Origin of the sequence: Actinomadura rubteroloni, assembly GCF_002911665.1 — a bacterium.
In the GTDB taxonomy this organism is placed as follows: domain Bacteria; phylum Actinomycetota; class Actinomycetes; order Streptosporangiales; family Streptosporangiaceae; genus Spirillospora; species Spirillospora rubteroloni.
Genome location: NZ_MTBP01000002.1, coordinates 360211 through 372874 on the forward strand (window position 1 = coordinate 360211; position 12664 = coordinate 372874).

At 75.8% G+C, this 12664-nt stretch carries 12 protein-coding genes; 3 read left to right on the forward strand and 9 right to left on the reverse strand.

Annotation, left to right across the window (positions count from 1 at the left end; genetic code table 11):
* Positions 1 to 19: 19 nt before the first annotated feature.
* The 3 genes from BTM25_RS13025 to mraZ all read right to left on the reverse strand — a co-directional run bounded on the left by BTM25_RS13025 (position 20) and on the right by mraZ (position 2305).
* Positions 20 to 646 carry an FtsB/FtsL family cell division protein gene (locus BTM25_RS13025; RefSeq protein WP_103563173.1) on the reverse strand — a complete coding sequence of 209 codons (627 nt, stop codon included), beginning with the start codon at positions 644 to 646 and terminating at the stop codon, positions 20 to 22.
* A complete protein-coding gene (gene rsmH / locus BTM25_RS13030; protein WP_268877659.1) occupies positions 643 to 1617 on the reverse strand; it encodes a 16S rRNA (cytosine(1402)-N(4))-methyltransferase RsmH in 975 nt (324 codons plus the stop codon). The genes BTM25_RS13025 and rsmH overlap by 4 nt, the downstream gene beginning before the upstream one ends.
* A 256-nt stretch (positions 1618 to 1873) precedes the next feature.
* On the reverse strand, positions 1874 to 2305 hold the full coding sequence (mraZ, locus tag BTM25_RS13035; protein ID WP_103563175.1) for a division/cell wall cluster transcriptional repressor MraZ: 432 nt from the start codon (positions 2303 to 2305) through the stop codon (positions 1874 to 1876).
* Between the two features lie 368 nt (positions 2306 to 2673).
* On the opposite strand from mraZ, the gene BTM25_RS13040 reads away from it, so the two are divergent.
* The 3 genes from BTM25_RS13040 to BTM25_RS13050 are packed head-to-tail and all read left to right on the forward strand — an operon-like array spanning position 2674 to position 7401.
* Complete coding sequence (locus BTM25_RS13040; protein WP_407923382.1) at positions 2674 to 3669, forward strand: AAA family ATPase; 996 nt, start codon at positions 2674 to 2676, stop codon at positions 3667 to 3669.
* Positions 3670 to 3679: 10 nt separating this feature from the next.
* The gene (locus BTM25_RS13045) at positions 3680 to 4912 is read left to right on the forward strand and encodes a DUF58 domain-containing protein (protein WP_103563177.1); all 1233 of its coding nucleotides are present in this window, start codon (positions 3680 to 3682) and stop codon (positions 4910 to 4912) included.
* A complete protein-coding gene (locus BTM25_RS13050; RefSeq protein WP_235828387.1) occupies positions 4909 to 7401 on the forward strand; it encodes a transglutaminase family protein in 2493 nt (830 codons plus the stop codon). The genes BTM25_RS13045 and BTM25_RS13050 overlap by 4 nt, the downstream gene beginning before the upstream one ends.
* A 499-nt stretch (positions 7402 to 7900) precedes the next feature.
* Here BTM25_RS13050 and BTM25_RS13055 read toward each other — a convergent pair whose 3' ends face one another.
* The 6 genes from BTM25_RS13055 to BTM25_RS13080 all read right to left on the reverse strand — a co-directional run bounded on the left by BTM25_RS13055 (position 7901) and on the right by BTM25_RS13080 (position 12663).
* Positions 7901 to 8290, reverse strand: coding sequence for a DUF3040 domain-containing protein (locus BTM25_RS13055; RefSeq protein ID WP_103563179.1), 390 nt, complete (start codon positions 8288 to 8290; stop codon positions 7901 to 7903).
* Between the two features lie 134 nt (positions 8291 to 8424).
* Positions 8425 to 9714, reverse strand: coding sequence for a DNA polymerase IV (locus BTM25_RS13060; RefSeq protein ID WP_103563180.1), 1290 nt, complete (start codon positions 9712 to 9714; stop codon positions 8425 to 8427).
* Positions 9711 to 10487, reverse strand: coding sequence for a methyltransferase domain-containing protein (locus BTM25_RS13065; RefSeq protein ID WP_103563181.1), 777 nt, complete (start codon positions 10485 to 10487; stop codon positions 9711 to 9713). Before BTM25_RS13065 ends, BTM25_RS13060 begins: the two co-directional genes overlap by 4 nt.
* 53 nt (positions 10488 to 10540) lie before the next feature.
* Positions 10541 to 10957 carry a transcription antitermination factor NusB gene (nusB, locus tag BTM25_RS13070; protein WP_103563182.1) on the reverse strand — a complete coding sequence of 139 codons (417 nt, stop codon included), beginning with the start codon at positions 10955 to 10957 and terminating at the stop codon, positions 10541 to 10543.
* Between the two features lie 31 nt (positions 10958 to 10988).
* On the reverse strand, positions 10989 to 11546 hold the full coding sequence (gene efp / locus BTM25_RS13075) for an elongation factor P (RefSeq protein ID WP_103563183.1): 558 nt from the start codon (positions 11544 to 11546) through the stop codon (positions 10989 to 10991).
* 37 nt (positions 11547 to 11583) lie between these two features.
* A complete protein-coding gene (locus tag BTM25_RS13080) occupies positions 11584 to 12663 on the reverse strand; it encodes a M24 family metallopeptidase (protein WP_103563184.1) in 1080 nt (359 codons plus the stop codon).
* Position 12664: the final 1 nt, after the last annotated feature.

The window sequence follows — 12664 nt, forward strand, 5'->3', positions numbered from 1 at the left end:
CTTCTCCGCCCGTCCCGGATCACGGGGTCTCCGCACCGCCCGGCGCGGTCGGGACGCCGTCGCCCGGCACCACCGCGCCCGGGATGCCGAGCACGCCCGCCGCCCCGGCCGCCGCGGCGGCGGCGCTCGGCACCGGGCGCATCGACCCGCCGATCGGACGGCCGGTGTCGGCGTCCAGCCAGGCCAGCGTGTCGGGCTGGCGCATCCCCAGTTGCTCGGCCTTCTTGCGCAGGCTCTCGGGCGCCTCCTCGCGCGCGATCTCCTCCTCCAGGCCCTGCTTCTGCTGGGCGAGGATCTTGTTGTCGCGCTGGAGGCGGGTGAGCGTGAACGCGTCCTCGGCGAGGACGGTGTTCAGCAGCAGCAGGCTGACCAGCGCGCCGCCGAGCAGGCCGATGATGAGCAGCACGAACGGCGCGCGCGGCGCCGACCCGCGCGTCGGCCGCGCGGCCCGCTCGGCGCGCGGCTCGACCCGCGCCTCGGTGCGGGCGTCGGTGCGCGGTTCGGTGCGCGGTTCCGGGCGCGTCTCGGTCGCGGGCCGGGTGCGCGCCGCCGTCCGGGCCGCCGGGCGCGCCTTGGCCGCCGCGCGCCCCCGCGCGCCGCGCGGACGCTCGTCCCGTGCCCCCGGCGGACGTGTCGTCGTGGTCATGTCGCCTCCCGGACCCGCTCGGCGGCGCGCAACCGCACCGATCCGGCACGCGGGTTGGTCGTGGTCTCCGTGTCCGACGCCAGCTCGGCCCCGCGCGTGAGCAGCCGGAAGCGCGGCTGGTGCTCGGGCAGCGGGACGGGCAGGTCGGGCGGGGTCGTGTCGGCCGCCTGGGCGGCGAGGAGCCGCTTGGTGATGCGGTCTTCCAGGGAGTGGTAGCTGAGGACGACGACCCGGCCGCCGACGGGCAGCGCGTCCAGCGCGGCGGGCAGCGCGCGGCGCCAGGTCTCCAGTTCGCCGTTCACCTCGATCCGCAGCGCCTGGAACGTCCGCTTGGCGGGGTTGCCGCCGGTGCGGCGGGTCGCGGCGGGGATCGCGGTGCGGACGAGGTCGGCCAGCTTCGCCGTCGAGTCCAGCCGGGCCTCGGTCCGCGCCCGGACGATCGCGGCGGCGATCCGCTGCGCGAACCGCTCCTCGCCGTACTCGCGCAGGATCCGCGCCAGCTCGGCGGGCGGGTAGCCGTTGACGACCTCGGCCGCGGTGAGGTCCTGCGTGCGGTCCATCCGCATGTCGAGGGGGGCGTCGTAGGAGTAGGCGAAGCCGCGTTCGGCCTCGTCCAGTTGCGGGGACGAGACGCCGAGGTCGAACAGGGCGCTGTCGAGCGCGGGCACGCCGAGACGCGCCAGGACGCCGGGGATCTCGTCGTACACCGCGTGGACGAGCGTGACGCGGTCGCCGAAGGGGGCGAGCCGCCGGGCGGAGCGCTCCAGCGCGGTGGTGTCGCGGTCCAGCCCGATGAGGCGCAGGTCCGGGTGCGCGGCCAGCATCGCCGCCGCGTGCCCGCCCATGCCGAGCGTCGCGTCCAGATGGACCGGCGCGCGGCCGGTGACGCGGTCGACGGCGGGTGCCGCGAGTTCCAGAACGCGGTCGAGCATGACCGGTACGTGACCGGCCTCGGCCGCGTGGTCGCCCACGGTCAAGTCCTCTACCCCCTCGTAGAAAGCCGCCGCGCTCGCGGTGTCTGCGCGGCTCGCCGGTGCCGCACGGCCCCCCGGTGCGTCCGGCGGCCTCGTCCGGCCAGGTCCCCATCCGCTGCCCTGAGGAAGTGATCCGCGTGCGCGACGCGGGGGGTCGCCGTCTGGCGCCGGGGAAGCTGCGCCAGAGGGCTCGGAGAGCGGCTGGAGACCTGGCCGAACGTCGGCCGGTGCCGGTCGCGGACCGGCGCGCGTGTCATAGGATCCCTGGCAGCACCTCCTCGGAGACGTCGGCGAACGCCGGTTCCTCGGCTTCCAGGTAGGTCTCCCAGGCCGCGGTGTCCCAGATCTCCAGGCGCGTGTTCGCGCCGATGACCGTGCACTCGCGGCTCAGGCCCGCGTAGGCCCGCAGCGGGGAGGGGATCGTGACGCGCCCCTGCTTGTCGGGGACCTCGTCGGAGGCCCCGGCGAAGAAGACGCGGCTGTAGGCGCGCACGGAGCGGTCGGTGACCGGCGCGGCGCGCAGAGCCTCGGTGATGCGCTGGAACTCCGCCGTCGGGAAGACGTACAGACAGCGCTCCTGGCCCTTCGTGATCACCAATCCCCCCGACAGCTCCTCGCGGTACTTCGCCGGCAGGAACAGCCGTCCCTTGTCGTCGAGGCGCGGATTGTGGGTGCCGAGGAACACCGGCTCCCACCTCCCGCACCGCATGAGTCGCTACTGCGCCCCACGGCGCTCCACTGTACTCCACTCTTCCCCACCGTCAACCGCGAAAACGCGTCCGCCGTCCCGAGATCGCCGGAGATTGCGCAGGTCAGAAGGGGTGGGGCGGAGTGGGGGCCGCGCGGCCCCGCCGACCCGGTCAAGACGCGGAACGGCCGCGCGCCGGCACGGGGCCGAAATGGGCCGGAGAAGAGGCGGGGAATGGCAGCGGTTTCGGTAGAGCACAATGGGCACCCGTTCCCCGGGAACAACACGGCGCCCGCGCCGAGGACGTACTGTCGTTCGAGGCGCGCGAGGGCGGGCGGCGGAGCTGTGGGCGAGGAGGGTCGCAGGTGGCAGTTGGGACGCACGACGGCGAGCCGGTCATGGAGGCCGCCGCGGGACTCGATGACCTGGCCCGGGTCGCGGGGGCGATCCGGCGTGCCGTCGAGTCGGTCGTGGAGGGCAAGGCGTCCGCGGTCCGGCTGGCGCTGACCGTCCTGCTCGCCGAGGGCCACCTGCTCATCGAGGACGTCCCCGGCGTCGGCAAGACGCTGCTGGCCAAGGCGCTGGCGCGGTCGGTCGACTGCTCGGTGCGGCGCGTCCAGTTCACCCCCGACCTGCTGCCGAGCGACATCACCGGCGTCAGCGCCTACGACCAGGAACTGCGCGAGTTCGAGTTCAAGCCGGGGCCGGTGTTCGCGAACATCGTCGTCGGCGACGAGATCAACCGGGCGTCCCCGAAGACGCAGTCGGCGCTGCTGGAGTGCATGGAGGAGCGCCAGGTCACGGTGGACGGGACGACGTACCCGCTGGAGCCGCCGTTCATGGTCGTCGCGACGCAGAACCCGGTCGAGATGGAGGGGACCTACCCCCTGCCCGAGGCCCAGCGGGACCGTTTCACCGCGCGGATCTCGATGGGCTACCCCGACCCCGCCGCCGAGCTGGAGATGCTGGACGTCCACGGCGGGCGTTCCCCGCTGGACGGCCTCGCCGCCGTCGCCGACGCGGCGGACGTGCGGCGCCTCATCTCCGTCGTGCGCGGCACGCACGTCGCGCCGTCGGTGCGGCAGTACGCGATCGACCTCGTCACCGCGACCCGCGCCCACCCGGACCTGCGGCTCGGCGCGTCCCCGCGCGCGACGCTGCACCTCGTCCGGGCCGCGCGGGCGTACGCGGCGCTGGACGAGCGCGACTACGTGCTGCCCGACGACCTCCAGGACCTCGCCGTCCCCGTCCTCGCGCACCGGCTGCTGCCGACCGCCGAGGCGCGGATGGAACGGCGCCGCCCCGAGCACGTGGTCGCCGACCTGGTGAAACGGCTGCCCGTGCCCGCTCCGGGGAAGTGACGCGCGGGACGTGAGAAGAGCGCTGGCCGGGCTGACCACCCGCGGACGGTCGTTCGTCGCCGCCGGGGCCACCGCGATCGTGTGCGCGTTCGTCCTCGGCGAGCGGGACCTGCTGCGCGCCGGGGTGCTGGTCCTGGCGCTGCCGCTGCTGTGCACGTTCGCGGTGTCGCGGACGCGGTACCGGCTGGCGTGCGCGCGGCGGCTGCGCCCGGCGCGGCTGCCGGCGGGCCGGGAGGCGCGCGCGGACCTGCGGCTGGAGAACGTGTCGCGGCTGCCGAGCGGGCTGCTGATGGTCGAGGACCAGGTGCCGTACGCGCTCGGGGGGCGGGCCCGGTTCGTCCTGGACCGGATCGAGCCGCGCGGGTCGCGGCAGCTCAGCTACCGGATCCGCTCGGACGTGCGCGGGCGCTACCAGGTCGGCCCGCTGGTCGTACGGCTCACCGACCCGTTCGGGATGGTGGAGCTGATCCGGTCGTTCAGCCTGGCCGACACGCTGGTCGTGACGCCGGAGGTGGTGCCGCTGCCGCCGGGCCGTCCGGACGGCGGGCCGCCCGGCGGCGGCGACGGGCCGGCGCGGGCGCTCGCGGCGGCGGGCGAGGACGACGCGGCGCCGCGCGAGTACCGGCACGGCGACGACCTGCGGCGCGTCCACTGGCGGTCCACGGCGCGGCGCGGGGAGCTGATGGTTCGGCGCGAGGAGCAGCAGCGGCACAGTGCCGCGACGCTGTTCCTGGACACGCGCCGCCGCGCGTTCCCCGGCGAGGCGCCGCCCGCGTTCGAGCAGGCGGTGTCGGCGGCGGCGTCGGTCGGCGCGCATCTGGCGGAGTCGGGGATGCGGCTGCGGTACGCGACCGACGAGGGCGAGGCGCTGCCGACGTCGGACGGCGATTTCACGGGCCTGCTGCTGGACGCGCTGGCGGTGGCGCGGCGGTCCGACGTCCGGTCGCTCGTCCCCGGGCTCGGCGCCCTGCACGGCGCGGGCCGGGAGAACGCGCTGGTCGTCGGCGTGTTCGGGGCGCTCGGCGGGGAGGACGCCCACGCGGTCGCGGCGGCGCGGCGCGGGGCGGCGGTGCATCTGGCGATCCTGGTCGAGCGCGGCGGAGCGACGGCGGCGGGCGCGGCGCGGACGCTGCGCGCGGCGGGCTGGCGCGTCGCGGTGGTCGGCGCGGCGGCCGAGCTTCCGGCGGCGTGGGCCGGGCTCGGCGACGGGGGCGCGGAGCGGGCGGCGGGAGGCGGCGCATGAGGGTCCGCATGACGGTGACGGCCGTGCTGGCGACGCTGGCGGGCTCGGCCGGGCTGCATCCGCTGTTCACCTCGGGCCAGTGGTTCTGGGCGGTGCTCGGCGCGGTGCCGTGCGCGGCGGCGGGCGGGCTGCTCATGCGGCGGCTGCGGTTCTCCGCCGCGATCGGCGCGGCGGGCGGGCTGGCGGCGCTGCTGCTGTACCTGACGGCGGTGTTCGCGCACGCGCAGGCGCTGCTGTGGGTCGTCCCGACGCCGGGGTCGCTGCGGCACCTGGTGACGCTCGGCTCGGACGGGTGGCGGGCCGTCAACCAGTACGCGGCGCCGGTGCCGCTCGTCCACGGCATCACGCTGCTGGTCGCGGCGGGCGTCGGGCTGGTCGCGGTCCTGGTGGACCTGCTGGCGGTCCGGCTGCGGCGGGCGGCGCTCGCGGGCCTGCCGCTGCTGGCGATGTACAGCGTCCCGGCGGCGGTGCGGGAGGAGGGCGTGAGCTGGCTGGCGTTCGGCGCGGGCGCGCTCGGCTTCCTGATGCTGCTCACGTCGGACGCGCGCGAGCAGGTCGGCGGCTGGGGACGCGCGGTGTTCGCGCCCCGGTCCGGCGCGGAGGTGCCGCCGCCGGGCGCCGACGAGCCCCGGCCCGGCGGACGGGTGCCGGCGGGCGCGCTGGCGGCGAGCGGCCGGCGGATCGGCGCCGCCGCCGTGGCGATCGCCGTGCTCGTCCCGCTCGCGCTGCCCGGCCTGCACCCGAAGGGCGTGTTCGGCCGGGACGACGCGGGCGGCGGCTCCCGGACCGTCACGACGCCCGACCCGCTGGTCAGCCTGAAGCGGGAGCTGACCCGGCCGGACGACTCGGTCGTCCTGACCTACCGGACGACCGACGCCCAGCCCGACTACCTGCGGCTCTACGCGCTCGACCGGTTCGACGGCGACCGGTGGACCTACGACCCGCTGCGGAGCACGCCGCGCGACAAGATCGGCAAGGCACCGCTGCCCGCCCCGCCGGGGATGACGCTCGTCCCGACCCGGACCGTCCGGACGCGCGTGGCGGTGCGGCCGGAGGTGCGGCGGATGACGTTCCTGCCCGTCCCGTACGCGCCCGCGCGGGTGTCGGTGTCCGGCGACTGGCGGGTCCATCCGGAGTCGCTGATGGTCTACTCGCTGCGCGACTCGGCGAGCGGACGGGCCTACACCGTCGACAGCGTCCGCCCCGAGCCGACGGCGGCGGACCTGTCGGTCGGCGGCGCGCTGCCCGCCGAGATCGTCGGCCGGTACACGGCGTACCCGAAGAACGTGCCGGCGATCGTCCGGAACCTGGCCGACAAGGTCACCGCCGGCGCGAGCAGCTCCTACCAGCAGGCGGTGCGGCTCCAGCGGTGGTTCACCGAGACGGGCGGGTTCACCTACGACCTGTCCGCGCCCCCGCCGCAGCACGGCAGCGACCTGCTCGCCTTCCTCGTGAAGAACCGGCGCGGCTACTGCGAGCAGTTCGCGGCGTCGATGGCGCTGATGGCGCGGATCCTCGGCATCCCCGCGCGCGTCGCGATGGGCTACACGCCCGGGACCGAGGAGAACGGACGCTGGGTCGTCCGGTCGCGGGACGCGCACGCCTGGCCGGAGCTGTACTTCCCCGGCGCGGGCTGGATCCGGTTCGAGCCGACGCCGTCGGGGATCGCGGGCCAGGGCACGGCCGTCCCGCCGGACTACACCGCCCGCACCGGCCCGGACGAGGGCGACACGTCGGGCTCGCCGACCACGGTCGAGGAACCGTCGGCGGGCGACCGGCCGTCCGGCGCGCCGTCCGGCACCGCGTCCGGCCGCCGGGACCTGCTGGACTCCCCCGACGGGACGCGCGAGGAGGACGACCGGGGCGTCCCGGCCGCGTGGATCGGGCTCGGCGTGCTCGTCCTGCTCCTGCTGGCCGCGCCGACCGTCGTGCGGGTGCTCGTGCGCCGCCGCCGCTGGGCGGCGGCCGAACCGCCGCCCGAACCCCGCCGGGGACCGGTCCCCCCGCCCCGCGCGCCGTCGCCCGGCGCCGCGCACACCGCGTGGCGGGAGGTGCGGACGGACGCGCTCGACCACGGCCTCCCCTGGCTCCCGAACGAGTCGCCCCGCGCCACCGCCCGGCGGCTCACCGAGACGCTGGAGCTGCCGTCGCCCGCGCGGGAGGCGCTCGGACGGATCGCGATGGCCGAGGAACTGGCCCGCTACTCGCGCTCGGGCGTGCGGGTGCCGCGCGGCGCCCTGCGCGCCGACGTCCGGACGGTCCGCGCGGCGTTCGCGGCGGCCGTCCCGCGCCGGGCGCGCTGGCGGGCCCGGATGCTGCCGCCGTCGGCCCTGGAGACGGCCCGCGACTCGGCCCGCGCGTCGGCACGGGAACTGGCACGCCTCGCACCGTCCGGCCGCACCCCCGGACGCCTCGCCGCCTTCACCGCGACAGCCCGGCAGACCGCACGAGAGGCCGCCCGCCGAGCCCAAGACCGCTTCAGCCGCTGAGCCCACCGCGCGGATCGTGCACCGGCCCGCGCACGCCGTGCGCCGAGCGCGCGAGTCGTGGTCGTCGTGCGCGGACTTCGGGCCGCGCACCGGGCCGGCAACGCCGGAGCTCGGGAGTCGGCGCGGTAGCGCGCGCGAAGCCGCTTTCAGCGACCGAGCCGAACGCGCGGGCCCGCGCGAAAGTCGGGCCGGGCGTTCGTGGGGCATGAGTCCGCGCGGACGCCCGCAGGGCGCGAGGCCGGGCGCACGCGGGTCGGGACGGACGGCCGCAGGGCGCGAGCCGGGCGTTCGTAGGGCACGGGTCCGCGCGGACGGCCGCAGGGCGCGGGCCAGGCGTTCACGGGGCGCGGGGCCGGGCAGACGCGGGGCGTGCGTGGGTCAGGGCGGATGGCCGCAGGGCGCGGGGCGGGCGGGCGCGGGGGGCGTGGGTCGGGGCTGGTGGCCCCGGCGGGGTGGCCGGGGCCTGCGGACGGCGGCCCTTGTCAGAGAGTGGGGCGGGTCAGGCTTCGTCGCTGCGGCGGCGCCAGCGCTCTTCCATCCGCTCCATGAAGCCGGCGCGGGACCGCTTGCGGCGGCGCTGCGGACCGGCGGGGGCGGGCGCTCCCCCGGTCATCTTCTTCCAGCTCGTCAGGGCCCACACGCAGCACGCCACCATGAGCAGGAAGCCCGCGACGCTGACGACGATGGTCACGGCCCCGGCGTTGACGATCAGGCCGGCCATCAGCGCGCAGACGCCGGCGACGAAGCCGAGCGCGGCCTTGACGATCCGCCGCTTGTAGTGCACCCGCGGATCCTTGTTGCGCACGGCCTGCGCGAACTTGGGATCCTCGGCGTACAACGCCTGCTCGATCTGGTCGAGCATGCGCTGCTCGTGATCAGAGAGCGGCACGGCGCCTCCCATCGACGGCCCCGCGGCGGGTGACCCGGTGCAGGACGTGGACCTCAACGGTGATATGCCCAGAATACGAGCCGGGGCGAGGACACGAAAGCGCACGGCCGACCGCGGTCCCTGTGCCGGTCATCTCACCTTCCTCTGCCGTCGTTCCCTTCATCATCTCTTCTTCCCGTCGCGGCGGCGGCGCCGGGTCCGTCCCGTCGGACCAGGGCCGCCGGGCGCAGCGTACCCCGGCCGAACCGATGGGCCGCCTGGTCGACCGCCCGTTCGGCCGCGTGCCAGCCGTCCTCGGCGTCGTCGAGCGCGAGCTGGCGGGGGGCCGCTCCGGCGGTGACCAGGTTCTCGACCCGGACGCCGATCAGCCGAAGACGTACCCGTTCAAGTCCGGACGCCTCGTACAGCTCACATGCTGTGATGTAGATCACACGAGACAGATCGGTCGAATCCGGCAGCGTCCGGGATCGCGTGATCGTCGAGAAGTCGCCCCGGCGCAGCTTGACCGTGACCGTCCGGCCCGCGTGGCCGCCCCGGCGCAGCCGCTCGCCCACCTTCTCGGCCAGCCGCAGCAGCTCGCGGCGGATCACGGCGGGATCGTCCACGTCGGTCGGGAACGTCTCCTCGGCGCCGACGCTCTTGTCCACGCCGTCCGGGTCGACCGGACGCGGGTCGCGACCCCACGCCAGCTCGTGCAGATGACGGCCGACCGCGGTGCCCAGCTCGCGCTGCAACCGCTCCAGCGGCATCCGGGCGAGCTCACCGACCGTCCGCAGGCCGAGCCGGAACAAGGCGTTCTCGGTGCGCTCCCCCACGCCCCACAGCGCCGCGACCGGCAGCGGGTGCAGGAAGTCCAGGACGCCGTCGGCCGGGACGACGAGCATCCCGTCCGGCTTGCAGCGCGTCGAGGCCAGCTTCGCGACGAACTTGGTGCTCGCGACGCCCACCGAGCACGTGATGCCCTGCTGCTCGGCGACGTCCGCGCGGATCTTCGCGGCGATCGCGGCGGGCCGGCCGAGCCGCCGCAGCGCGCCGGAGACGTCGAGGAACGCCTCGTCCAGCGACAGCCCCTCGACCAGCGGCGTCACCGTGTGGAACAGCTCGAACACCGCCGCCGACACCGCCGTGTACCGCTCGTGGCGGACCGGCAGCACGACCGCGTGCGGCGCGAGCCGCCGGGCGCGCGACATCGGCATCGCCGAGTGGACGCCGAACTCCCGCGCCTCGTAGGACGCCGCCGACACCACGCCGCGCGCGCCCGTCCCGCCGACGATGACCGGACGGCCCCGCAGCTCGGGGCGCTCCAGCAGCTCCACGCTCACGAAGAACGCGTCCATGTCCACGTGCAGCACGCCGCAGCCGGTGTCGTCGGCGGGCGGCCCGGGCGGCGGCCCCGGCCGGTGCAACTGCTGCTTGCGGCTCACGGCCGGTCGGCGAGCAGATGGAGCTGGGCGGCCAGGTCCCGCAGGACGGGGTGCACGGCGGCGGCGGCCTCCAGCGCCAGCAGCGCCTCGGCGGACTCGGCGTCGCCGTCGGTCAGCCCGCTCGGCACCAGGTCGGCGAAGATCCGGACGCCCTGGAGCGCGACGTCCCGCAGCCCCGCGCCCGCCGCCAGCTCCGCCAGCGACTCGCGGGTGAAGCGGCGGGGCATCCGGTCCTGCGCGCCGTACCGCCCGGACGGGTCGGCGAGGGCGGCCCGCGCGTCGGCGAAGTGCCCGCCGAGCGCCCGGGACAGGACCCCGCCGAGCCGTCCGGCCGCGAGGACGCTCAGCGTCCCGCCCGGCCGCAGCGCCGCGGTCAGCGCCGCCATCGCCGCGGCCGGGTCGTCCACGAACTCCAGCACGTTGTGGCACAGCACCAGGTCGGCCGTCGCCGGGCCGAGCAGGCCGGGCAGGTCCACGGCGTCGCCCTGGACCGCGCGGACGACCACGCCCGCCTCGGCGGCGCGCCGCTCCAGCGCGGCCAGCGCGTCGGGGTTGGCGTCCACGACCGTCACGCGGTGCCCGCGTTCGGCGAGCGGCACGGCGAACCCGCCGGTGCCGCCGCCCACGTCCACGACGTCGCGCGGTCCTTCGGACGCGACCCGCGCCAGCACCGCGTCCCACAGGACCGCGCTGCGCACCCGGCCGCGTCCGCCGGCGGGCGCGCGCCGCCCCTGCCGGGCCGTCACGGCCGCCGCTCTCGTCTCCTCCGCCACGCGTCCACCCTACGCGCAGCCTCCGACGGAAACCGGCACGACCGCCGGCGCCGTCACAGGCTGAGCGTGGGCTTGAGCCGCTGGAGCCGGGCCAGGAGGCCGTTGACGAACCGGGGCGACTCGTCGGTGGACAGGTCCGTGGCGAGCGCGACCGCCTCGCTGACGGCCACCCCGTCGGGGATCTCGTCCAGCCACAGCAGCTCGAACGCGCCCATCCGCAGGACGTTGCGGTCGACGGCGGGCATGCGCTCCAGCGTCCAGCCGGACGCGTAGGTGGCGATCAGCTCGTCGATGCGCTCGCGGTTCTCCTGGACGCCCTCGATGATCCGGACGGCGTGCTGGAACTCGGCCAGTTCGTCCTGGTTCGGACGGCCCCGCTGCGCCAGCACGTCCGTCGGGCGCTCCTCGCGCAGTTCGGCGGCGAAGAGGATGTCGAGGGCGAGCCGGCGGGCCTTCGAGCGGGCGCTCACCGCGCCCGCCCCGGGAGGAGAAGGTCGTCCATCAGCCGCGGCCGAGGTATTCGCCGGACCGGGTGTCGACCTTGACCTTCTCGCCGGTCGTGATGAACAGCGGGACCTGGATCTGCGCGCCGGTCTCCAGCGTCGCGGGCTTGCTGCCGCCGGTGGAGCGGTCGCCCTGCAGGCCAGGCTCGGTCTCGGTGATCTGCAGGACGACGGCCGCGGGCAGCTCGACGTAGAGCGGGTTCTCCTCGTTGAACGCGATCACCGCGGTCTGCTCGGGGAGCAGGAAGTTCGCGGCGGTCCCGACGACGGCCTCGGGGATGTGCGGCTGGTCGTAGGTCTCGGTGTCCATGAACACGAAGTCGTCGCCCTCGCGGTACAGGTACTGCATGTCCCGCTTGTCGACGCTCGCGACCTCGACCTTCGTGCCGGCGTTGAAGGTCTTGTCCACGACCTTCCCCGACAGCACGTTCTTGAGCTTGGTGCGGACGAACGCGCCGCCCTTGCCGGGCTTGACGTGCTGGAATTCGAGGACGGTCCAGAGCTGACCCTCCATGTTCAGCGTCATGCCGTTCTTCAGGTCGTTGGTGGTCGCCACGCGCGTCCTTCTCCTGCGTCGAGGGACCGCCCGGGCGTCAGAGCACGAGCAGTTCCTTGGTGGTCCTGGTGAGGCGTTCCGGGCCGTCCTCGCGGACCACGAGCGTGTCCTCGATGCGGACGCCGCCCCGGCCGGCCAGGTACACGCCGGGCTCGGCGGTGACCGGAACTCGGTCCTTGAGCTTACCGGTCCCGTCGTAGCCCATGAGCGGAGCCTCGTGGACCTCCAGGCCGATGCCGTGCCCGACGCCGTGGGCGAACGCGTCGCCGTGCCCGGCGGCGGCGATGACCTCGCGCGCGGCGGCGTCCACGGCCTGCGTCTGCGCGCCGGGCACGGCCGCCGCGACGGCCGCGAGCTGCGCCCGCAGGACGAGGTCGTAGATCTCGCGCTGCCAGGCGGCGGGCTCCCCGATCGCTACGGTCCGCGTCATGTCGGCGTTGTAGCCCTTGTACCGGGCGCCGAAGTCCATCGTCACGAGATCGCCGGCCGCGATCGGGCGCGGGCCGGGGTGGTGGTGCGGGACGGCGCCGTTCGGCCCGGACGCGACGATCGACGGGAACGCGATCTCGTCCGCGCCCTGGTCGATCATCGCCCGTTCCAGCGCGACCGCGATCTCCCGTTCGGTCGTGCCGGGCCGCAGCGCGGGCAGGACGGCGTCGAAGGCCCGGTCGGTGATCGCGCACGCCGCCGCGATGAGGGCGATCTCCGACTCGTCCTTGACGTACCGCAGCTCCTCCACGAGACGGCCGAGCGGGGCGAACGCGACGCCGCCGTCCAGCGCGGCCAGTTCGGCGTGCCGCTCGACGGTCAGCGCGTGCGGCTCGAAGCCGACCCGTCCGGCGCCGCCGTCGGCCGCGATGCCGAGCAGCGCGGCGGCGGCGCGGCGCTCCACGACGAGATCCAGGCCGGGGCACTGCTCGGCGGCCATGCCCGCGTACCGCGCGTCGGTCGCCAGCACGGCCGGGCCGTCCGCGCGGACGAGCACGGCGGCGTTGGAGCTGTCGAGCCCGGTCAAATAGCGGACGTTGACGAGCCGCGTGACGAGCAGCGCGTCGGCACCGTTCCCGGCGACGAGCCGGGCGAGCGCGGCGAGCCGCCGATCGTGTTCCTCCCCCACG